Source organism: Candidatus Paceibacterota bacterium (genome assembly GCA_041663045.1).
GTDB lineage: Bacteria > Patescibacteriota > Minisyncoccia > Phycocordibacterales > GWA1-40-21 > Bog-1340.
In genome coordinates this window covers 1-22526 of sequence record JBAZRH010000002.1, presented here as the reverse complement: position 1 = coordinate 22526, position 22526 = coordinate 1, and the positions used below count along the sequence as shown (strand labels likewise).

The 22526-nt window shown below is 39.7% G+C and carries 14 protein-coding genes and 3 rRNA genes; 15 read left to right on the top strand and 2 right to left on the bottom strand.

Going from position 1 to position 22526, the window contains the following annotated elements:
* Positions 1-544 precede the first annotated feature (544 nt).
* The 4 genes from WC631_02310 (at position 545) to rodA (ending at position 6281) form a co-directional block, all read left to right on the top strand.
* A 23S ribosomal RNA gene (locus tag WC631_02310) occupies positions 545-4116 on the top strand.
* Positions 4117-4185: 69 nt separating this feature from the next.
* A 5S ribosomal RNA gene (gene rrf, locus WC631_02305) occupies positions 4186-4295 on the top strand.
* 65 nt (positions 4296-4360) lie between these two features.
* Entirely contained in the window at positions 4361-5122 is a 762-nt protein-coding gene (locus WC631_02300) for a hypothetical protein (GenBank protein ID MFA6227280.1), read from the top strand.
* 1 nt (position 5123) lies between these two features.
* Positions 5124-6281, top strand: coding sequence for a rod shape-determining protein RodA (rodA, locus tag WC631_02295; protein ID MFA6227279.1), 1158 nt, complete (start codon positions 5124-5126; stop codon positions 6279-6281).
* Positions 6282-6538: 257 nt separating this feature from the next.
* On the opposite strand, the gene WC631_02290 is transcribed toward rodA, so the two are convergent.
* Positions 6539-7702 (bottom strand): glycosyltransferase, encoded by a 1164-nt coding sequence (locus WC631_02290; protein MFA6227278.1) that lies wholly within the window; start codon positions 7700-7702, stop codon positions 6539-6541.
* Between the two features lie 14 nt (positions 7703-7716).
* On the opposite strand from WC631_02290, the gene WC631_02285 reads away from it, so the two are divergent.
* From WC631_02285 to WC631_02275, 3 genes are read left to right on the top strand one after another with little or no spacing between them, the layout of a single operon-like run.
* Positions 7717-9024, top strand: a complete 1308-nt coding sequence (locus WC631_02285) for a sugar transferase (protein MFA6227277.1) — start codon at positions 7717-7719, stop codon at positions 9022-9024.
* Positions 9025-9050: 26 nt separating this feature from the next.
* Positions 9051-10112 carry an NAD-dependent epimerase/dehydratase family protein gene (locus WC631_02280; GenBank protein ID MFA6227276.1) on the top strand — a complete coding sequence of 354 codons (1062 nt, stop codon included), beginning with the start codon at positions 9051-9053 and terminating at the stop codon, positions 10110-10112.
* Between the two features lie 36 nt (positions 10113-10148).
* Positions 10149-12509: an AAA family ATPase gene (locus WC631_02275; protein ID MFA6227275.1), complete on the top strand. Its 2361-nt coding sequence runs from the start codon at positions 10149-10151 to the stop codon at positions 12507-12509.
* Positions 12510-13008: 499 nt separating this feature from the next.
* Here the strand turns inward: WC631_02275 and WC631_02270 are convergent, their stop codons facing one another.
* Positions 13009-13434, bottom strand: a complete 426-nt coding sequence (locus WC631_02270) for a four helix bundle protein (protein MFA6227274.1) — start codon at positions 13432-13434, stop codon at positions 13009-13011.
* A 15-nt stretch (positions 13435-13449) separates the two neighbouring features.
* On the opposite strand from WC631_02270, the gene WC631_02265 reads away from it, so the two are divergent.
* The 8 genes from WC631_02265 to WC631_02230 form a co-directional block, all read left to right on the top strand.
* Positions 13450-14019: a hypothetical protein gene (locus tag WC631_02265; GenBank protein MFA6227273.1), complete on the top strand. Its 570-nt coding sequence runs from the start codon at positions 13450-13452 to the stop codon at positions 14017-14019.
* 359 nt (positions 14020-14378) lie between these two features.
* Positions 14379-15230 (top strand): hypothetical protein, encoded by an 852-nt coding sequence (locus WC631_02260; GenBank protein ID MFA6227272.1) that lies wholly within the window; start codon positions 14379-14381, stop codon positions 15228-15230.
* A gap of 246 nt (positions 15231-15476) precedes the next feature.
* Entirely contained in the window at positions 15477-15869 is a 393-nt protein-coding gene (locus WC631_02255) for a type II toxin-antitoxin system PemK/MazF family toxin (GenBank protein ID MFA6227271.1), read from the top strand.
* 113 nt (positions 15870-15982) lie between these two features.
* Positions 15983-18040: a VWA domain-containing protein gene (locus tag WC631_02250; protein ID MFA6227270.1), complete on the top strand. Its 2058-nt coding sequence runs from the start codon at positions 15983-15985 to the stop codon at positions 18038-18040.
* Between the two features lie 14 nt (positions 18041-18054).
* Positions 18055-18912 (top strand): hypothetical protein, encoded by an 858-nt coding sequence (locus WC631_02245; GenBank protein MFA6227269.1) that lies wholly within the window; start codon positions 18055-18057, stop codon positions 18910-18912.
* A gap of 230 nt (positions 18913-19142) precedes the next feature.
* Positions 19143-20501 (top strand): protein translocase subunit SecD, encoded by a 1359-nt coding sequence (gene secD / locus WC631_02240; protein ID MFA6227268.1) that lies wholly within the window; start codon positions 19143-19145, stop codon positions 20499-20501.
* 4 nt (positions 20502-20505) lie between these two features.
* The gene (gene secF / locus WC631_02235; GenBank protein ID MFA6227267.1) at positions 20506-21459 is read left to right on the top strand and encodes a protein translocase subunit SecF; all 954 of its coding nucleotides are present in this window, start codon (positions 20506-20508) and stop codon (positions 21457-21459) included.
* A gap of 568 nt (positions 21460-22027) precedes the next feature.
* A 16S ribosomal RNA gene (locus WC631_02230) occupies positions 22028-22526 on the top strand; the annotation flags it as partial.

Sequence of the window (22526 nt, the reverse complement as noted above, 5' to 3'; positions counted from 1 at the left end):
TAATTTAGATTTAAAAATAACCCTTAAAATAGGGCTATTTTTAATGGGGAAATAGAAGATAGAGAAATACACAAGAGAAAGTGTAAAAAGGCCTTGCAAATTATTTTGTTTCGTATATACTACTCCTTACACAGATTATGTTGATAAAAAACCCATTTTTAAAGCGGAAAGTTTAAGTCAGCGTCATTTAGATGTTGTCTCAAATCACCGCGAAAAAGCGGTTTTTTTTACGGAAAGATTGTAAATTGACAAATAACTCTCGTTAGAAAAAGGTTATAAAATAACCATTCTAATCGAGACACATGCTGTCGTAATATCACCAATTTATCACCAGAGGGTGATTTGGGTCTTTTATAGATATTATAGACAGGCAGGTAAGTCTAATTATTTTTCTTGAAGAAAATAGTTAGATATAAATACTGTTTATGTGACGAGTCGGGCGATGAATTATTTATAATTCATTTTGCGCGATTGATTTTACATAACAGGTTAAAACAAATTTGTCCGTCTTGTAGGCGGATGAATAATTGTGGTTTTTAAATTTCCTAATGGGAAATTTAAGGGCGTATGGTGGATGCCTTGACTCTAATAAGCGATGAAGGACGTAGTATAGCTGCGATAAGCTTCGGGGAGGTGCCTAGCAACCTTTGATCCGAAGATTTCCGAATGGGGAAACCCTGCCATTTATTGGCAATCTTATGCTTGACATAAGATGCAGACCCTGGGAAGTAAAACATTTCAGTACCAGGAGGAATAGAAAACAATGCTACGCAAGTAGCGACATTTCGTTAGTAGTGGCGAGCGAAAACGAAACAGCCCAAACCGATTACTAACTTTGCACACAAATTTTGCGCGTAAAGTTAGTAATCGGTGTAGTAAGGTAATGACGTCATTTATTTATAGATGAGAAAAGTTACAAAATATTTTGTTAGCAGAATAAGCTGGAAAGCTTAACCCTAGGGGGTGATAGTCCCGTATGCGAAAATAAAATATCTTTTCTGTCGTTATTCTTGAGTACCTCAGGACACGAAAAGCTTGAGGGAATCCGCCGGAACTAACCGGTAAGGCTAAATATTGTTAGAGATCGATAGTGAACTAGTACCGTGAGGGAAAGGTGAAAAGCAGCCCGGTGAGGGCGATGAAATAGACCTGAAACCATATGCCTACAAGGAGTCGGAGCGGTTTGCACAGTGTGCATTAATTTTTGTGTTGAGTAGTGGGGAAGGAACAAATATGTTCACAGACGTACAGGCAATTGCCAAGTAGGACCGGACTCTTAATCCGGAATCCATGAGGCAGTGTCGACCTAGCTGTGACCTTATCCTTTTTCGCTCCCGACCTCTTTCTAGGAGGGGTCGGGCCTATTACTCAGTACAAGATTTAGTACATAATGTGCAGACCGTCACGGCGTGCCTATTGAAGAATGAGCCAACGAGTTGATGTATGAAGCAGGCTAAGCCCTTTGCCGGGTGGAGCCATAGCGAAAGCGAGTATGAATAGTGCGTTTGTTTTATACATCAGACCCGAAACCAGAGCGAGCTTGCCTTGAGCAGGATGAACCTTTCAGAAATGAAAGGGGAGGTCCGAACGGTAGAGACGTGCAATCCTCTCCGATGACTTGAGGCAAGAAGTGAAAAGCTAATCGAGCCTGGTAATAGCTGGTTCTCTCCGAAATAGCTTTTGGGCTAGCGTCCGATTTACCTTCTAGGGGTAGAGCACTGGAAGGTCTCGACAGGTGGAAACATCGCGAGACCTATCAAACTCCGAATACTAGAAGTAAATTATCGGGCAGTTAGACTGTGGAGGCTAAGCCCCATGGTCAAAAGGGAAACAGCCCGCATCTATATTTAAGGTCCCTAAATTCATGTTAAGTACACTTAAGGTGGTAATTTTTCTGAGACAGTAAGGAGGTTGGCTTAGAGGCAGCCATCCTTTAAAGATAGCGTAACAGCTCACTTACTAAGAGATTTTGCGCCGCAGATAATCGGGGTTAAACATGATACCGAAACTTAGGACTGCATACACTTTCGAGTGAATGCATTGGTAGGAGAGTATTCGTATCTGCACTGAAGCCAAAGGGGTGACCCATGGTGGAGCGATGCGAAGTAAGAATGTTGGCACAAGTAACCACAATGCGGGTGAGAACCCCGCACACCGAAAAACCAAGGTTTCCTTCGCGATGACAATCAGCGAAGGGTTAGTCGGGCCTAAGGGGATGGTGAGAACCGAACCCGATGGACACATGGTTAATATTCCATGACTTTTATACGTTGCGATGGGAGGACGAAGTTCAGTATGCTTTGCGCATTATTGGATTTGCGTCCGTGCTATAACTGCGATTTCCAGGTAAATCCGGAAGTCTTCCTTTAATGGTGAGCGGGAGTAGAGCGGAAATTCTGCGGTTCGCCGCGGGAGATAAAGCAAAGCGAGCTTCCGAGAAAAATCTCTAAGCTTAAACGTATAAAATCCGTACCGTAATCCGACACAGGTGGTTTGCTCGAGAAGAGTAAGGTGAACGAGTGATAGCTCTTCAAGGAACTCGGCAAAAGATCAGCCGTAAGTTCGCAATAAGGCTTGCCCATAGCAATATGGGCTGCAACAAAAGTATCTCTGCTAACTGTTTATCAAAAACACAGCTCCCTGCGAAGTCGTAAGACGATGTATAGGGGGTGACGCTTGACCAATGCCAGAAGGTCAACCAACGACGTTGTTATCCGCAAGGGTAATGGTGATTGTTGTAAGCCCTGGTGAATGTCGGCCGTAACTATAACGGTCCTAAGGTAGCGAAGTTCCTTGTCAGGTAAGTTCTGACGTGCATGAATAGCGTAATGAGTGGAGAACTGTCTCGAAGAGCAGCTCGGTGAAAATGCAATACCGGTGAAGATGCCGGTTACCTGCAGTTAGACGAAAAGACCCTAGAAGCTTTACTACAACTTGGTATTGAGTATATGTTTTGAATGCGTAGCGTAGACGGGAGGATTTGAGATTTTTCTTTCGGGGAAAGTTGATCCGACAGTGAAATACCGTTCTTTCTGAATATATATTCTAATCTTTGAGGCAAAAACTCATAGAAACAGTATCTGGTGGGTAGTTTTAGTGGGGCGCTACCCTCCCAAAAAGTAACGGAGGGGCCTATTAAGGTCGGCTAGACGCGAATGGAAACCGTGTCGATAGTGTATTGGCACAAGCCGGCTTGACTGCGAGATTTACTCATCGAGCAGGTGCGAAAGCAGAGCAAAGTGAACCGACGATCCGTGTTAGACGCGGTCGGAGATTATCGGACAAAAGCTACTCTAGGGATAACAGGCTAGTTCCGCCTAAGAGTTCATATCGACGGCGGAGTTCGGCACCTCGATGTCGGCTCATCTTATCCTGGGGCTGGAGAAGGTCCCAAGGGTTTGGCTGTTCGCCAATTAAAAAGATACGCGAGCTGGGTTCAAACCGTACAGAAGTTTAAAAGTAAAAAGTTCATAAAGTTTGTAAAGTCAGAGAAATCTTACTTTAAAAACTTTCAACTTTACAGACTTTTGACTATTGTGCAGTTTGAATCCCATTAAGGAATTATTTAAATTATTTTCGTCTAAAAAACTCACACAAGATGAGGAATTTTGTTGTGAGTATAAAAGATAGAGAAACAATCAAATCACGGCGGTCACTATATTATTAAAATATTGTGAACAAGCTGATTTATATCGGTGAAGTCCATTCAATAGGATAATACCGAGGGAATCCGTTAAAAGCGGAGCCCGTAGAGACTAAATATCAGATCCGCCTCGGGCGGAAAGCTATAGTCCATTGCAAAGAGTAATCTTTGATAACAAGCGTGAGACAGGTTGGTCTCCTATCTACTGCAGGCGTTGAATTTTGAGGGGAGTTGACTTTAGTACGAGAGGACCGAGTTGAACGTACCTCTGGTCTATCTGCTGTTCCTGCCAAGGGCACCGCAGAGTAGCTATGTACGGAACGGATAAACTCTGAAAGCATCTAAGAGTGAAACCGTCCCCAAGATTAGAATTCATTTGAGGACCCTAGGAGATGACTAGGTGATAGGCTATAGCTGTAAGCCCAGTAATGGGTTCAGGCGAGTAGTACTAATTATCCGATTCTTATTAGGAAATTTAGAAATACACAATTGTTTTAACCTGTTATGTGAGATTAATTTTTCACAATATTCGAATATTTTGTTCTGGTGATTCGTCGCAGGGGTCACACCTGATCTCATTCCGAACTCAGAAGTTAAGCCCTGTTGAGGCAATGATACTCACTTCGGTGGGAAAAGTAGCTAGTCGCCGGAACAAAGTATTTGAAAAAGAAAACCGCCAATGCAAAATCTGGCGGTTTTTGTTATAATAATTGTATTATGAGTTGGGCACAAAGAAGGAAAGCGACATATCTTAGTGGGATTATTTTATTTTTTATAATAATAATTTTGATTATTGTCGTCCCAAGATTATTTAAGACGGCAACTTGTTTTGATGGAATAAAGAATCAGAGTGAGATCGGTATAGATTGCGGCGGACCATGTCAGATTATATGTAGAGCCGAGTATAGTGATCCTATTGTGCAATGGGTGAGATGGGCAAAAGTTACGAGTTCAGGTACTTACAATGTTTTAGCTTACATTGAGAATCCAAATATAGGGTCCGGTGCGTACGACGCTCCATACAATTTTAAGATCTATGACAAAGACGGAGTCTTGCTCTTTGAAAAGTACGGCAATGCATATATACCACCAAATAAAAAGTTTGCTATATTTGAAGACGGCATAAATCTTTTGGATAAAACACCATCAAGAATCAATTTTACATTTACTACTGGGGCGGTGTGGCAGAAAATGGACAACAGGGAACTAGGAATAGTGTCTGATTCAAATATATTGTCAAAAGAAAGTCTTAAGCCCAGATTGGATTCAGTAATTAGGAATAAAACACTGAGAGATATAAAAGATATAGAAGTTATTGCAATACTATATGATTCAAATAACAATGCCGTTGCCTTTTCTAGGACGAAGATAGATCTACTAGATAAAGAATCCACTCAAAATATTGTCTTCACTTGGCCAGAGCCATTTTCTGGAAAGGTTTATAGAATAGAGACAATATCAAAAATCTTAGGTAAATAATATGACAGAAATTGCCGAAATCAGGAATGAAGGGGGGAAGTATTTTTGGTCTAGGTTAAGAATAGATTGGATAATGTTTTTCTCTACTTTGACGATTTCTATTCTTGGTCTTTTTACCATGAACTCTTTTACCGGTATTGATACTTTCTTTCATAAACAGGTAATATGGCTAGTGATTTCTATTGTTATATTTTTTCTGCTCGGTTTTGGCGATTATAGATTCCTCAAAAAAACAAAAGTGATAATGTCTCTTTTTGTTTTCTTTCTTTTCCTACTTCTGATACTTTTTGCAATAGGTAAAATATCTAAAGGAGCACAAAGCTGGTTTGATTTTGGTGCTTTTGCTTTCCAACCATCGGATACTATTAAGCTCGTCTTGGTAATTCTTCTTGCTAAATATTTTTCCAGAAGACATGTAGAAATAGCGAATATTAGACATATTTTTGTGTCTGGTTTTTATACACTAATTGTTTTTTTGCCAGTTTTACTTCAACCGGATTTCGGCTCCGCACTGATTATATTTTTAATATGGCTTGGTATGATTTTGGTCTCAGGAGTATCAAAAAAACACTTGGCACTGGTCTTTTTGATAGGGGTGGTGGCATTTGGCGGACTCTGGGGTTATGTCTTGAAAGATTACCAAAAAAATAGGGTGATAAACTTCTTACATCCTCTTGCTGATATTCGTGGTGCCGGATACAATGCATATCAGTCCACAATAGCGATTGGATCGGGACAGGTATTGGGTAAGGGAATCGGTTATGGGACACAATCAAAATTACAATTCCTACCGGAATATAAAACAGATTTTATCTTTGCTGCATATGCCGAGGAGTGGGGACTTGTGGGTGTTTTAATTTTATTTTTTTTATTTGGTATTTTAATTTGGAGAATTGTGAGACTTTCGTATTATGGTGCAACAAACTTTGAGATATTGTTTGGGCTTGGTATTGCAATACTTCTAATGAGTCATTTCCTTGTAAATGTTGGTATGTGTCTCGGTCTCATGCCTGTTACTGGTATTAATTTCCCGTTTATGAGTTATGGAGGGACGAATTTACTCTCATCTTTTATTGCACTCGGTCTTCTTACTGGTATGAGTCACTATAAAAGAGATGCCCACAAAGACACGATAAAAAATGAGTTTTTGGGGTTATAAAAATATTTCCGTCTATCTTTAAGAGTTTTCTTATTTGAAAAATAGATAGCCAGTTATTGCATAACAAACCAACGAGAAAATAACCATGTATAATTTTGCGGTTTTTTCATCTTTGGCCCAGCCTTTTGCTATAATCCAGCCAGTCAAACCCGGTACGTTTGCGGATTGATTAAAGCTCCTATTGAAATTGTTATTGTTATCGAATTCTACAGACATATTTTTTATAGAAAATTAATAATAAAACCATTTACATTATATCACTTATTGTAAACTTGAACAGTTTCTTGAATCATTCTCGGTATACTAAATTTAAGATTGACCTTATTCTTCAAGGCTTTTCCATATTTTTCTCTCAAATCCTTATTCTTTATTAATATCTCAATAGCCCTTGAGATTTCTTCAATATTTTCTACTTTCACCAAAATACCGTTTATGTTATTTTCAATAATTTCCGGTATACCCCCCACAGCACTTGCCACTACCGGTAGCTCTGCTTTTCCGGCTTCGAGTATTACATAACCGAGTGCTTCCGTAATCGATGTGAGAGTAAAGATGTCAAAGGCTTTTAAATATTTTCCTGCCTCATCGATTTTACCGACAAGGAAGACTTTTCCTGAAAGGTTGAGTTCTGATATTAATTTATCGAGCCGACCTCTTTCGTCCCCTTCGCCGATTATTATAAAAGAAATATTTTCTGCCAAGTTTTTCTCTATTTTGGAGAAGGCCTCTATAGCGTATTTCAAACCTTTATTTTTATGTAGCTCGGATATAGTGCCGATCCATCTGTTATTTAACATGTCTTTGTTTCCAGCACCTATTTTTTCAAAGATCTTTTCTCTTGCAGAAGATTTGTCGATGAATTGAATATCGGATATACCGTTATTTATTAAAACCAGTCTGTTCCTTATTAAAGGCAAAGACTCTATTTGTTTTTTTACACTGGACGATACGCAGATTGTCATATGACTCATAAACACAGTTTTCCAGTGTATTATTTTTATGAGTGATCTTTGCCAGATTGGTCTATCCTCATTAAACGCCCATCCATGTGCGGTGAAGATTATCTTAGTATTGTGCCTCGGAATCATATTACAGATTCTGCTTGCAAGCGCAGCCATAATCCCCATTTTTGAACTATTGAGATGTAATATATCAGGATTATTTTTATAAATGATCTTCAGTATTGCAAAAAATTCAGCAACGTTCTTTAAAAGCCCTATTTTATTTTCAAGATTTAACCTCTCTATCTTTACACCAGCTCTCTCCAATTTCTCCTGCATCAATCCATTTCCGCCGAAAACTACGGTAATATCAAAATCATCTTTTGGTAAAGATGTCGCCAAATCAAAGACATATTTTTGAGCACCCCCCCAGTTTGATTTTGTAATCCCCAACAAGACTTTACTTTTTTGCGGAAACATGATTATATTTTAGTATGAATAAGATTAGATATCTAAGTATTTTTGTTGCAGATTTGATTCTATTTTTCGGGACACTATTCCTAATATTAGCTTTTAGATATGGTTATCCTATAGATAAAAATGTGATTAGTTCCCATCTTTATCCTTTCTCTATTATATTCGTTTTTTGGGCAATATCAATGTATATAGCCGGATTGTATGATAATAAACTTATGGCTTTTAGGAAAAAGATACCGGAGGCTTTAGGATGGACAATGCTTACGAATTTGATCTTTTCTGTGTTGATGTTTTATTTCTTACCGAATTTTGAAGTTGCACCGAAGACAAATTTGTTTCTATTTATCTTTCTTTTATTTGTCATTACTTTCTTGTGGCGCTCTTATATTTATTTTTGGTTTTCAAAGTCAGTAGTGCAAAAGGCGGTTATTATCGGCAATGGGAAAGAGATAGACGAGGTCTTTAATTTAGCCAAAGACAATCCAGCGCTCGGTGTTTCTTTTGTTTCAAAAATAGATAATATTGAAAACCTCTTAACCAAGATAAAAGAAAGTGGTGCTAAAGTAATTGTCGCTGATTTTAATGATCCTGTTATTAAAAATATAATACCACTGCTTTGTGATGGATTTTTTGCTGGTTTTTCTTTTATTAGTCTTGAAAATATATATGAGAATGTCTTTCATAAAATCCCTATTACTATTATAGATTATTCATGGTTTATAGAAAATGTTTCATCTTTATCCAGGAGAATTTATGATCTTCTTAAAAGAATCTCAGATATATTTTGGTCTTTTGTTCTCGGTGTTTTGTCTTTGATTCTATATCCATTTGTTTATGTTGCAATAAAGATTGAAGATAAAGGCCCTGTATTTATTTCACAAGATAGAGTTGGTCTTAATGGAAAGATAATAAGATTACGTAAGTTTAGGACGATGGGTGGAAATGAGCACGGTGTTTGGGTCAATGAGTCGGTAAACAAAGTTACACGAGTCGGATATTTCTTGAGGAAAACTCGTATAGATGAATTCCCCCAACTTTGGAATGTTCTTGTTGGGGATATTTCCCTCATCGGCCCAAGGCCAGATATCGCAGGTCTTGTGGATAGACTCATAGATGGCATACCATATTATAAATTCAGATATATTGTAAAACCAGGTCTTACCGGCTGGGCGCAGATAAGTCAGGAGAAACCCCCACAGTCCGTAGAAGAAACTCACGATAGATTTGCCTATGATATGTTTTATATCAAAAACAGGGGAGTGATAATAGATTTAAAAATATTTCTACGAACCATAAAGACGATCATTTCAAGGAGTGGAATGTAGTTTACGAAAATGCTATTATGTCGGCAATGAAACACAAAATACTTATAACAGGCGCTTCTGGATATGTCGGCGCAATGCTTCTTGATATTTTCTCCGGCAGGGAAGATGTGGAGACTATTATCGGCGTAGACAAAGATCCACTTCCTGAATTCTTGAAAGAAAATCCAAATAAAAATAAAATAGTTTTTATACAGGCGAATCTCGGGGACGACAGCTGGCAGAACAATGCCCGCTCTTATGCTCCAGACATCGTCATCCACAGTGCGTGGCAGATACGAGAGATGTATGGGCAGAAAGCTTTGCAGTGGAAATGGAATATTACTGGGTCTGACAATGTTTTTGATTTTGCATTTCTAAATAATAGCGTCAAAAAGCTGATACATTTTTCTACAGTCGCTTCATATTCCGCATATTCTACAAATACTTTAGAGCACCGCTTCACAGAAGCCGAACCTTTTAGAAAGAGCGATTATCTTTATGCCGAAGAAAAAAGGATAAGCGAGGAACATCTGGAGGAGAAATTCAAAGAGGCAAAGAAAGCAAATAAAGATATAAAAGTCGCTGTTGTCAGACCCGCCGCCATCACTGGCCCAAGGGGCAGATATATGAAAGTGCGTTTTGGTTTGCAGTCCGCCCTTTCAGGACAGCTCAAAGAAAATATGCTTCACAGGATAATCGCCAAGATGGTGTCTTTTGTGCCTGTTACACCAAAGTGGCTTCGACAGTTTATTCATGAAGATGATGTCGTGGATATTATCTCGCTTCTCACTTTTTCAGATTTAAAAAAAGATTATGATGTTTTCAATATTTGCCCGCCTGGCGACCCGGTGCTAGGAAAAGATATGGCAAAAGCTGTAAATAAAAAAAGTATTACAGTTTATCCTTGGATGGTGAGAATCGTATTCTTTATTTTCTGGCATTTGAGTCGTGGAAAGGTGCCAACCTCAAAAGGTGGTTGGAAATCTTACTCATACCCCATAGCAGTAGATGGTTCAAAGATCACGAGGGCTTACGGCTATCAATACAAATATCCATCTCTTGAAGCATTCTCAAAAATTTTGGGCAGATATTCCAAGTATGTTAAGTAGATGGTAAATTAGTTTGATTTGTTTTATAATCTAAATATGGAAAAGATACCTAATTTTCATGAGATTTCTGAAGGAAGAAAAGAATTGAGGAAAGCAATTCAAGAACTTGATATAAAAGAGGGTGATGAAAGCAGTCCTGAAACTGAAATCTTTGAGAAGCACTATAAAGGAGAAAAAGAAGCTTTAGATAAAAAGGCGTCTGCTTTTAAGATTGCTGATTTTAAAGATAAGAAAAATCCAAACCCAGAAGATAGTGGTTTAAAGGGTGCCAAAGAAGCCCTTAGAAAACAGAAAACAGAATACGAAGGAAACCTTGCAGAAAACTCTTCACAAATCGATCAAGAGGCGATACTTGGGGAAAATCCAGAAATCGCAGATGTCCTAAAGACCGTAGAGAATATTTCTGATTTAAAAGATTTTAGAATGCGAAGAATGTTGGAGATTTTGGATAAAAGGATTTCTTTGCCGACAAGAAAGAGAAATGAAGCGGTGCTCAAGACAATCAAAGAAGAGCTTGAAGCCAGTGAGGCCAGATTAGAACAATCTGATCAGATTACTCTTCGCAAGGCAGAGCTCATAGAATATAAAGAAGATCTTGGTCAAAGCGGGCATATTTGTGTTACTCCAACAGTAGAAAAAGCCTTGGAGGCAATAGGGGACAGAATGCTTACTGGAAAGCCGATATTCTTACATGGGCCAACGGGGACAGGCAAGACATCTCTTGCAAGGTTTGCATCATCGCATTTTACTGGCAAAGATTCGGAGATGGTCTTTTGTAATCCACAGACAAAAGAATCCAATGTCTGGGGCAAGACAGGTATAAGACCAGCCAAAGACGGTGCGATAGAAACCGTCGAAATATACGGACCTCTTGCAAGAGCAATGATGGAAGGCAGGACAGTTATATTTGATGAATTCACGGCTTTGCCAAAAGAGCAAATGGTCTTTATCAAAGGTGTTTTTAATGCAAAAGTCGGTGATAGGATAAATATTGTGGGAAACGGTGTCGTAGAAATCAAGCCAGGCTTTCAGATGGTCTTTACAGCCAACCTAAAATCCGAGAAGAATCCTGAAAGGCAAGATCTCCCGCCAGAAATCGCTCGCGAATTTGAGCAAAACAACTTAGAAGTCAAATATACTCCAGCTGACGAAGCTTATGATATTATGCTTGCTCGCCTTTTGAATAGAGATGGCTCTTTAGATATGTCATATTATGATTTGAATACCACCTTGCCGAACCTTTGTAAGGCGATGGCAGATATACAAGAGTCTTATACCAATGAAACCGACAAAGAAGTGGCAAGAAAAGCCGGTGCGATGGATGCTTCAGGGAAAGTGTATTCACTCAAGAAATTCGTAATGACTCAAGGTTCGGTGGAAGCGATCCTCTCTTCTTGGCTTGTAGAAAAGCAGACCGGTAAAAACGGCAGGACATTTGCCGAGTTTTTGGACGAAAGATTCAAGACAGCTCTCACATTCAAAGAATACACCAAAGAAGATAGAATTTTAGTTGCCAAGATTCTAGCCTCAAAAGGTTTCCTACTCACTCTCACCGCAAAAGAGCTTGATTTGCCGGATGATGTCTTTAAATTCAATACTATCAAGGCAATGCGCGGTGAAGAAGCGGTTGAAGAATTGAAAGAAAAATCAGGAGACATTAAGCACTTAAGCTTAAAAGAAGTCGCCGAGCTTGACCCGTTTCATAAACGAGCCGAATTATTGAAGGGTAAAGCTGAAGCTCTTTTGGGAGATGAAAATGCCGAAAAGGGAGATAATTTCAGTAAATCTATGAGGAGAAAATTAAAAGGCAAGCCAGACAAAAAACAGGAGACTCTTGATTCCGAATCCCTCAAGACCGAATTCACCTCTTTCCTTGAGCAGACATATAAAATGTGGGGTATTTCAGATGAGAAAATAAAAGACACTACCATAGAACCAATAATCATGGATCCGAAGACCGAAGACTATCAAGCCAGAAAAGCTGATATTGATACCTCTAAATTTGGTGAGTTTACTGTAAATCCCGATACTCAAAATCTGGACTGGGAGTCTCTAAAAGACAAAATCTTCGTCCCCGACCTTTCTGCTCTCAACGGTAAACCACTTTCGGAAGTAGCAAAACACCTGATTGACAATTATTCAGACAAATACCGACTACCAGGCATTGAATACTGGAAATTTATATTGGAAAATCCGGACAAAGTGCCAGCTGATGCAAAAGGAGTGAATTTAAAAGACGGCAAATACTACTTCAACTTTGGTTCCCTCGTTCGCAATTCCGGCGGCTACTGGATTGTGCCGTGTGCGTCTTGGGACGGGTCGGGTTGGTATCGCAGTGCGCGCTGGCTAGGCGATTCGTGGAGTGCCGCGTATCGCGTTGTCCTCCTCGAGATTTGATTTTTGCGCCCGCCGTTCTTACGGCGGGCGTTTGTCTTCTCTTCTGCCTTTCTGTTTTTTGATTTCTCTTGTTTTTGCGAATTTTTTTGGATTGTGGGGATATAATGTTATATTGTTTAGGCACTTGCAAATATGCGTGCGGGATTAACCCTGCTAAAGCTTTTAACGGAGTGAATCTTTCACGATGCAGTGTCGAGATATATGGTGCCAGGATTTTCTGCGAAATTTCAAAGAAAAGTGTGTTCCATATTCTGAAAAAAGATAAAAAATCTGTGCAAAGACTGGGGCATTATGATACCAAATTATATTCAGCCGGTACAATTGGGTAAGGCCTCTTGCTGGCAGTGGACTCGATGGCCTTTGCACTATCGTTCCCTCGTTCGCAATTCCGACGGCAACTGGAATGTGCCGTATGCGAATTGGGACGGGTCGGATTGGAATCGCAATGCGAACTGGCTAGACAATTCGTGGAATGCCGAATATCGCGTTGTCCTCCTCGTTACTTTTTATCATTTCCAATAGGTTCGGCTTTTGTCGAACCGTTTTGGTTTTGTCTTTCCACTTGATTTCTCCAACCGTATAGCACTCGGCCGATCTCTTCCATTTTCAATGAGATTTCACTGAAGGCGTCTTCTTTCAGACCTTTTAGTTCAAACAAGACATTGAGCATGAATTTGAGTAAATCATTTCTGGTATTAGCCTTATCTATCAAGAGGGCTCTCTTTTCTGGAGAAGTAAATATTGCGATGTAAACTGTCTCTATCATTTCCGCAAAAATAGAATCAATCCGCACACCCATGGAATAGCGGAGCATCTTGGGGATATGTTTGGTCTTACTTTGCCAGAAGACATAAGCTTCCAGTAGATTTGATGTTATCCCTGATAATTTTTTTGGCGGTAAAAATGATTTCTTTTTAATATTCATAATTTAGCTATTATAATGCATAAAGATAAAACATACACTGGCAAGTTTGAAGAGATTTTCTCTTATCAATCTCTGATGAGAAGTTGGTTAGAATTCAGAAACGGCAAAAAGAAAAAGGCAGATGTTGCGGATTTCTTTCTTAACCTATCAGGAAGTATCTTTGATTTAAAAGAGGAAATTATGAATGGCACCTATCGCCACGGAGGATATAAGTTTTTTCAAATCAGAGAGCCAAAACTGCGGGATATTCATAAAGCGACAGTCAAAGACAGAATAGTCCATCACGCTATTTATCGGGCAGTATATCCATATTTTGACCGATTTTTTATTTTTGATTCATATTCTTGTCGTCTGGAAAAGGGGACGCATCGGGCACTGGCTAGGTTTAAGTCTTTTGTCAGAAAAGAAGGCTTAAATAATACCAAAACCGTCTGGATATTGAAGGGTGATATTAGAAAATGTTTTGCTTCTATTGACCATCAGATTTTAAAAAAGATAATCGATCGGCATATAGTATGTCCGAGATTTATTCAGGTCATTCATACGGTCATAGACAGTTTTCTCAAGGGTATACCGCAGAGATAAGTTGTGGCTTGAAGGTTTGATACCTAAGGTGAAATTATTTCTAGCAGAGAATTTAAAATTAGAATTACATCCGGACAAGGTATTTATAAAAACCGCGAGCTCTGGAATAGATTTTCTCGGTTGGGTACATTTTGAGAAATATTGAGTCTTACGGACGAGGACAAAAATAAGAATGTATCAAGCCATTTTCCCCGATACAAAGGAGGAAGTGGTTTTATCATATTTAGGGTTATTGAGTTATGGAAATACCCACAAGATCAAGACAGATTTGCTAGAAAAGATTGGCAATCTAAGACCATGAGTTATAAGATTATAATCATACCCTGTTAAATTATATTTAAATTTGTTATCATATTAGTATGAATTTTGAAGCTATAAACCAGATGGCTAAAGGCCGTAAATCTCCAGAAAAATCCCAAAGACCAGAGAAAACTCAAGAAGAGCTTCGCCAAGCTCTTTCGGAACGGATGGAGAATATTCGCCTTTATGCTTTGGAACAGATAGATATTTATGAAGACATGCTGGAGAAAGGCGATTTTGATGACAAAGAGGGTGAACCAGAAGGAAGTGGAGAAAAAAGAAAATTAGAGATGCAAAAGGATCTTTTGCGGGCAGACAAGCAAATAGATAAAATAAAAGAAATGCTATCAAGCGATAAAGATCTGCCTCAAGAATCTGTCCCAGATATTACTTCTCTCAATTCTCAAAACAAAGCTATTTTGGAAGGACTTTTTGGAAAACCAGAAAAAGGGTTTGTTCCCACCCTAATCAAGCCAGAAGACCAAGACTACACCGCTCTAAAAGATGATACCGATACTGATAAATTCGGCGAATACATGTTGAATCCAGACATGCAGAATATAGATTTCGAAAATATTCAGGAATCCAAAATCTTTATCCCAGACCTGTCCTCCTTTGTCGGCAGACCACTCTGTGATGTCTTTAAGCATCTAGCGGATACTTACTCTGGTACCCACCACATCCCCGGTTTGGAATATTGGAAATGGCTTACTGAAAACCCGACCAAGACACCACCCTCTTTGAAAGATACGGATGTATGGTTCTATTTTCCCGGTTCCCTCGTTCGCAGTTCCGGCGGCGACTGGTTTGTTCCGTCTGCGCGTTGGGACGGGTCGGGTTGGCTTCGCAGTGCGGACTGGCTAGGCGATTCATGGCTTGCCGCTTATCGTGTTGTCCTCCTCGAGATTTAACCCCGTCAGAAGTCCAACGCGCTTAGTGATTAAAGATAAATTAAAACATTGAAGACTTCTGACGGGGTTTGATTTTTGCGCCCGCCGTTCTTACGGCGGGCGTTTATCTTCTCTTTTGCCTTTCTGATTTTTGATTTCTCTTGTTTTTGCGAATTTTTTTGGGTTTAAGAGTGTTATAGCTCTTATAATTTAAGGATGAAAATATTATCAATGGAAAAAATCAACAAGATTTGGTAAAATAAACTGATGCAAAAAGATTTCGATAAGTGGAATAAATTAAAAAAGGGTATTGACGCTCTAATAATCGATCCAGACCGATTTCCAAAAGAAGGTGAGGTGTGGATGTCTGCTGTAGGGAAAAATATCGGTTTTGAACAAAATGGTAGCGGAGATAATTTTTCTCGCCCGGTATTGATTATTAAGAAATTTAACAATCATATGTTTTGGGCAGTATCGCTTTCTACTAAGCAGAAGAAATTCGATTTCTATTTTAATTTTACCGATCTAAATGGTAATAAAGTATCGGCTATTCTAGCCCAGTTAAAACTTATAAGTATAAAAAGATTAAATAGGAAGCTCTATGATTTACCAAATAAGCAATTAAAAGAAGTTAAGAGTAAAATTAAGGATTTCTTGTAGAAACTCGAAACCCCGCTTTCGCGGGGTCTCTCGGAGCCTTTCGGCACTTTGTACATATAGTGTAGCAAATCGACATTCATTGTCAAGCGGGATAAAAAGAGTAATATAAAGATATGGAACGAATAAGTATAATAGAGGCGAAAAGAGCCGAAGACCCAGAAATACCAAAGGAATCAGCCGAAATGGCTGAACACGCCGAAGCGGTGGCTTTTGTGGAAAAGCACAGAGATTTTTTTGAGCATTATGCCAAGGGCAAGGTGAATATCGAGCCTGCCCCGCAAGGTCTTCTGACTTTTGCTTTTGATTTAGAGAAAAATACTATTTATGTCAATTCTATGTTTTATAAGAAACAAGGTTTTTCCGATGAAAAGACTCTTTTTGCGATATGTCATGAGATAGAACATTTCTCGGAAAAGAAAGCCATGCTTTTGGAAGAGGGTGGAGAAAAGAAATTTGAAAAATATTTGAAGAGGATAAAATCTTCCAAAGCTTTTTCTTTGATTGATAATTGCAATGGCGATATTAGGGAAAACAGATCTGTAGTTCAGAGAACAAACGAAGGTATGAAAGATCTTGAAGTCAAAACTTACAAAGAATATTTGTTTGCAGAAACTGATTTTACCTCACAGCCAAGGCATATACAGTTCAGCCATGCTCTCTTAAGAGAGGCACGAGTATCTGGCGAGCAATGCAAAGTTTCGGGAGATGTTAGAGTCGCTCTCGATGAAGTGGCAAAAGTAAAAGGGCTGATGGACATAATGACAAATCCAGAGACACCTATGTCTGTGCGTTTGAGATTGCAGGATAAATATATAATGCCTAAAATTGAAGCTCTTTTAGAAAAAGATATTGAGGATAAAAAGAAGCAAAAAGAAGAAGAGAAAAAAGGAGAAGGGCAGAAAGGACAAAGTGGTGAAGAGGGCGATAAGAAAGAAGGTGAGCAAGGAAAGGGAGAACAAAGTGAAGAAAGTGAAAAGAAGGATGATGGAAAAGATGAAAAGGGCAAAAAAGATGACAGAGGGAAAACAGAGAAGGGTCAGAAAGATAAAAGAGGCGACGAAAAGGGTGAAAATGAGAAGGGAAAAGATGGATTGCCACCCTGGCCGGGCAGGCGCTCTGCTCGCAATGACAGAGAGAAAGGAGAAAAAGAACCCGAAGAAACAGATCCAAATAAGATTTTTGCCGATGAATATGCCGAAGCCGAAAAGAAATTCCCAGAAGCTGTGCCGATGGAAGAGATAGAGAAAGCTTTCAAGGAGTGGAAAGAAGTGCAAAAAGGTAAAGATACTGCCGATAAAGCAGATGAAGATTATGCCAAGAAAATCGGTGTAGAGAAAAAGGATTTGCAGAATTATAGAAAAGTCGTCGAATCGCTTCAAAAAGCGGTGAACCCAGAGACAAATGTCGGAGTATTGGAAGAATTAAAGAATCTTTTTCAGAGAATAATTTCTAAAAGGCTAAAAAAGGCTCTTGCCCCGAAGTATCCTGTAGCCGAAGGTGATGAACTCGTAGATCCCGCACAGCTTGTCGCAGATGTGAAGTCTGGCAATCTAGAACCGCGGGTCTGGGAAGACACAGAGATAAGAGAAAGGAAGGGTGATAGATTTGGCGAAGTGGAGATTACCCTTGTTTGCGATAGATCAGGTTCAATGCAAGAGGGTCAGAAAGCCGTAGAACAACAAAAATCTGCTGTCTTGGTAATGGAAGTATTAAAAGAATTTGCTGAACTATGTGAGTCTGAAAAAATAAATATAGATAAACCCCTTGAAGTAAAATCTGAAATCTACGGTTTTGGTGCTGGCGAGGATAATAAACCGATGAAAAAGATGTCTGTGGAGCTTGGTGAAGCCGAGAGAATAGAAGTTTTGAAAAAGCTGTATGATTTACCCGGGACTACCACAGATTTTAATTGTCTTGAGGCTATAGACACCAATCTAGACGACAAAACAAAAATAAAAATCAAGATAGGCGAGTTGAAAAAGATAGTCATTGTATTTACCGATGGTGGCAGTGATAACCCAGCTAAAGTGCAAGGTGTCTTAAAGAGCTTAAGAGACAGTGGGGTGGTGGCAATAGGAGTGGGTATCACAAAAGCGGGGCAACCGGTTTTATCCACTTATGCGCCAAACGCCTTGGTCGTCGAAGACGCTACAAAATTGCCGATAAATTAAGTTATAATTTACATATGAACCCAGAATCTTTCACCCATCTCGCCAAATCCGCCAGAAAAAGCGAAAAACCCGAAAAATCCCAAGCTGAACTCCGTCAAATCCTCATGGAAAAGATGGAATCTTTGCGCATTTCCACTTTAGAGCAAATAGATATATATGAAGACCTGCTAGAGAAAGGAGATTTTGATGACAAAGAGGGTGAGCCAGAAGGAAGTGGAGAAGAAAGGAAACTTCAAATGCAAAGAAAGCTTCTAGGCGCAGATCAAAGAATAGACAAGATGAAGGCAAGGCTAGACAGCGGGGAAGAGCTACCACAAGAGCCAGTTTTAGATTCCGAATCTCTTAAACTCCAAAACCAAACTTTCTTGCAAGAGACTTTTAAGATTTGGTATAACGAAGTAAAATCCAAAGTAGAACAAATTCCTATTATAATAGACCCAAAGACCGAAGACTATAAAGCTAGGAAAGACGATACAGACCCTGCCAAATTCGGCGAATACACCTTGAACCCTGATACTCAAGATATAGACTTTGAAAATATACCAGAATCCAAAATCTTCGTCCCCGATCTTTCTTCCTTTGTCGGCAAGCCACTAGAAGAGGTAGCTAAACATATAATAGACACTTATTCTGCCACTCACCATATCCCCGGTCTAGAATACTGGAAATGGCTTATAGAAAATCCGACCAAGTCTCCAGTTAAACTAAAAGACGGTAAATACTACTTCAATTTCGGTTCCCTCGTTCGCTATTCCGGCGGCTACTGGGGCGTTCCGTGTGCGGATTGGGGCGGGTCGGATTGGGATCGCGATGCGCGCTGGCTAGGCAATTCGTGGGCTGCCGAGTATCGCGTTGTCCTCCTCGAGATTTGATCTTTGCGCCCGCCGTTCTTACGGCGGGCGTTTGTCTTCTCTTTTGCCTTTCTGATTTTTGATTTCTCTTGCTTTTGCGAATTTTTTTGACTTTCCCCTCGGTCATTGCGAGCTTCACGCCTGCCCCGTGAAATTGATTCTTTATTTCACTGGGGAAGCAATCCAGAATTCACCTCTGTCATTTTTTTCTCTATTGCAAAAAACTAAAAAATAGCTATACTTTCTCCATTATGATTAAAAGAAGATTTTGGGCTGTGGTGCTATTGCTTGCCTCATGCCTTGTCGGATATTTTGTATATTCAACCGAAGCACCGGCTTCAAAGTTTAAGTTCAAGCTAGGCCTTGACCTCAACGGCGGGACAGAGCTTGTCTATAAAGCAGACCTCACAAAAGCGTCTTCCACGCCTTCAGAAATCAAGAGTTCAATGGAAGTCTTGAGAGATGTTATTGAAAGGAGAATAAATGTTTTCGGAGTTTCCGAGCCCGTCGTCCGTGTTGAGAGAATCGGATTCACCGGAGCCGACAGCGAGCAACAGCTTATCGTAGAGCTTCCAGGCGTTACAGATATCAATGCCGCTATCGCTATGATCGGTGCTACCCCTTCGCTTGAATTCAGACTTCTCGCAAAAGATGCGGAAAAACTTACTCAAGATGAATTGAAAAATAAAAAGCCAGAAGAAATCTTTGAGGTGACAGGCCTCACAGGCAGACTTTTGAAAAAGTCTCAGCTTGAATTCAATCAAACCACAGGCGAAGCTATGGTGGGGATACAGTTCAACGCCGAGGGTGATGAACTCTTTGCCAAAATCACAAAAGAAAATGTCGGCAGAAGCTTGGCGATTTTCTTGGATGGCGATCTTAAATCCATGCCAACTATAAAAGAAGAAATCCGCGGAGGGAAGGCAGTAATCTCTGGAAGCTTCAATGGTAGTGCTGGTATAAAAGAAGCGCAAAAGCTTGTAAACAATTTGAATCTTGGTGCACTTCCTGTGCCGATAGAGCTTATCTCAACCCAAAGCATAGGAGCTTCTCTTGGACGCGATGCGGTAGATGCTTCCGTAAAGGCCGGTATTCTCGCATTTATTTTGATTTCAATTTTCTTGATAATCTGGTACAGACTTCCGGGAGTTTTGGCGGTTATCGCCTTAGCGATTTACACAGCTGTCAACTTGGCGCTGTTTAAGCTTATTCCTGTCACACTCACGGCTTCAGGTATCGCAGCATTTATCCTTTCTGTCGGTATGGCAGTCGATGCAAATATTCTTATCTTTGAAAGAATGAAAGAAGAGCTCGCAAGAGGCAGAGAGCTCGGTGATGCGATACAAGAAGGTTTCCACAGAGCATGGACATCTATCCGCGACAGCAATACTTCAAGTATGATTACCGCCGTTATCCTTTATATGTTCTCAAGCACGGCAGTCGTAAAAGGCTTTGCACTAGTATTCTTCATCGGCGTTGCCGTTTCAATGTTCTCGGCTATCACAGCTTCAAGAACCTTACTTTTGTCTGTGAAGCACGATCATGCAGGAAGAGTTTTAAGATTCCTATTCGGTGGAGGTTTTAGAAAAGCTAGGACTAATCTTCAATAAAAATATGTTTATAGTAAAAAACAGGAAAATATTTTATACGCTTTCCATAATCTTGGTTGTCGTATCAATAGTTGCCCTTTCAGTCTGGGGACTTACACTTGGTATAGATTTCAAAGGCGGTTCGTCTATAGAATTCCAATATTCGGCAGACAAGCCAGCGCTTGATGCGGTGAAAACACAGATAGACACATTGGTCTTTGAGCCGTCAATAAAAGGCACATATCTTCTTGCTCCATATGGTGCAAACGGCTATGTCTTGAATTTGAGGACAATAACAGAGGGGGAGAGGACACAGCTTGTCTCGGCAATCACAGATACAGTCGCTAATGCTTCGTCAACAGCAGGAACAGTCGAATTCAAGAAGTTTAACTCCGTTGGCCCAGCCCTTGGAAAAGAAGCACAGACAAAATCATTGATATCTATTATCCTTGTCTTGGTATGCATCGTGCTTTTTATCACTTTCGCTTTCAGAAAAGTTTCAGAGCCGGTTTCTTCTTGGAAATACGGTATTATCTCAATCATTGGTCTTTGCCACAATATAATAATCCCAGCTGGTGTATTTGCTGTCCTTGCGCACTATTATCCAGGGTATGAAGTGGACACGCTTTTTGTCACCGCAATCCTCGTGATTCTCGGTTTCTCAATTCATGACACTATCGTGGTGTTTGATAGAGTTAGAGAAAACTTGAGAAACAGTAATGCTTCAAAAAATAAAAAAGGATTTGACGAAGTCGTCGGACAGAGTATTTCCCAGACATTTGTAAGATCAGTAAACACTTCTCTTACAACTCTTATCGCAATCCTTGTCGTCTATCTTATTGGCCCAGTAGCCACCAAGAATTTCGCCCTCGTCTTATTCATCGGTATTTTCTTCGGAACATATTCTTCGATATTTATTGCTTCGCCTTTGTTGGTTACAGTTGATACTTGGAAGAATAAGCAAGCTGTCAGAAAATAAAAAAGTAAACACAATAATACAAACAGCCGCGCACTTCGTGCGCGGCTGTTGTTTATATTAAATTATACCAAATAATATCCTTAAAATCAGGCATTTTTAGTTATCTACACCTTATCCAGAGAAAGCCCCAAAATCGCTTGACTCCAAACTAAATATGAGTATAATGGTTGAGCTATTCCTTTTACTAGGAATAGCGTTCTTTTACAACTAAATAGTCAGGTACGCATTTAGTGAATGTGTACTTGGCAGTACAAGATTTATGATCGCATTATCCGAAGAGGATAATGCATAGCCCCAGTAGTAGAATAAATTCACTACGGGGTAAAAATTGTGCGAGTCTAGGTCAAAGTCATGACGAATCATGACAGTTATATTCTGTAATTTTATTTCATTTAATAATGTGAAGTAAAATGCAGAACTAAAATAAACCCAGTGAAATAACAAATCAAATTTCACGGGTCAAGTTATTGTTTTTTCTTTTGTTCCGTTTGGAATTCCTAAAGAATTTCACCCGAGTCAATTTATTGATTTTCGGGCCCGAAACTAAATACTTTTTTTAAAAGTATTTTTATTTTAGAGTTTGATCCTAGCTCAGGATGAACGCTGGCGGCGTGGATAGGGCATGCAAGTCAAGGGGACCCGCAAGGGTAACCGGCAGACGACATAGTATAAAGTAGGTACGAACCTCTGAGTCAGGAATAGCCTGTCGAAAGACAGGGTAATACTTGATGGTCCGTATGCGAACTTTGAACAGAAAGTTTTTTGTGTTTAAAGTTCACATACGGTAAAGATTTATCGCTTAGAGATCGGCCTGCTCGGTATCAGCTAGTTGGTAGGGTAATGGCCTACCAAGGCAATGACGCCTAGGGGGAGTGAGAGCTTGGCCCCCATGGATGGAACTGAGACACGGTCCATACACCTACGGGTGGCTGCAGTCGAGAATATTCGACAATGGAGGAAACTCTGATCGAGCGACGCCGCGTGGAGGATGAAGTACTTCGGTATGTAAACTCCTTTTGTAGACTAGTAATTTTTGAACAGTCTAAGAATAAGAGGTTGCTAAACTC

Excerpts from the sequence above, each read along its gene's own strand:
- WC631_02300 (MFA6227280.1), top strand. The coding sequence starts at position 4,361 with ATGAGTTGGGCACAAAGAAGGAAAGCGACATATCTTAGTGGGATTATT.
- rodA (MFA6227279.1), top strand. The coding sequence starts at position 5,124 with ATGACAGAAATTGCCGAAATCAGGAATGAAGGGGGGAAGTATTTTTGG.
- WC631_02290 (MFA6227278.1), bottom strand. The coding sequence starts at position 7,702 with ATGTTTCCGCAAAAAAGTAAAGTCTTGTTGGGGATTACAAAATCAAAC.
- WC631_02285 (MFA6227277.1), top strand. The coding sequence starts at position 7,717 with ATGAATAAGATTAGATATCTAAGTATTTTTGTTGCAGATTTGATTCTA.
- WC631_02280 (MFA6227276.1), top strand. The coding sequence starts at position 9,051 with ATGAAACACAAAATACTTATAACAGGCGCTTCTGGATATGTCGGCGCA.
- WC631_02275 (MFA6227275.1), top strand. The coding sequence starts at position 10,149 with ATGGAAAAGATACCTAATTTTCATGAGATTTCTGAAGGAAGAAAAGAA.
- WC631_02270 (MFA6227274.1), bottom strand. The coding sequence starts at position 13,434 with ATGAATATTAAAAAGAAATCATTTTTACCGCCAAAAAAATTATCAGGG.
- WC631_02265 (MFA6227273.1), top strand. The coding sequence starts at position 13,450 with ATGCATAAAGATAAAACATACACTGGCAAGTTTGAAGAGATTTTCTCT.
- WC631_02260 (MFA6227272.1), top strand. The coding sequence starts at position 14,379 with ATGAATTTTGAAGCTATAAACCAGATGGCTAAAGGCCGTAAATCTCCA.
- WC631_02255 (MFA6227271.1), top strand. The coding sequence starts at position 15,477 with ATGCAAAAAGATTTCGATAAGTGGAATAAATTAAAAAAGGGTATTGAC.
- WC631_02250 (MFA6227270.1), top strand. The coding sequence starts at position 15,983 with ATGGAACGAATAAGTATAATAGAGGCGAAAAGAGCCGAAGACCCAGAA.
- WC631_02245 (MFA6227269.1), top strand. The coding sequence starts at position 18,055 with ATGAACCCAGAATCTTTCACCCATCTCGCCAAATCCGCCAGAAAAAGC.
- secD (MFA6227268.1), top strand. The coding sequence starts at position 19,143 with ATGATTAAAAGAAGATTTTGGGCTGTGGTGCTATTGCTTGCCTCATGC.
- secF (MFA6227267.1), top strand. The coding sequence starts at position 20,506 with ATGTTTATAGTAAAAAACAGGAAAATATTTTATACGCTTTCCATAATC.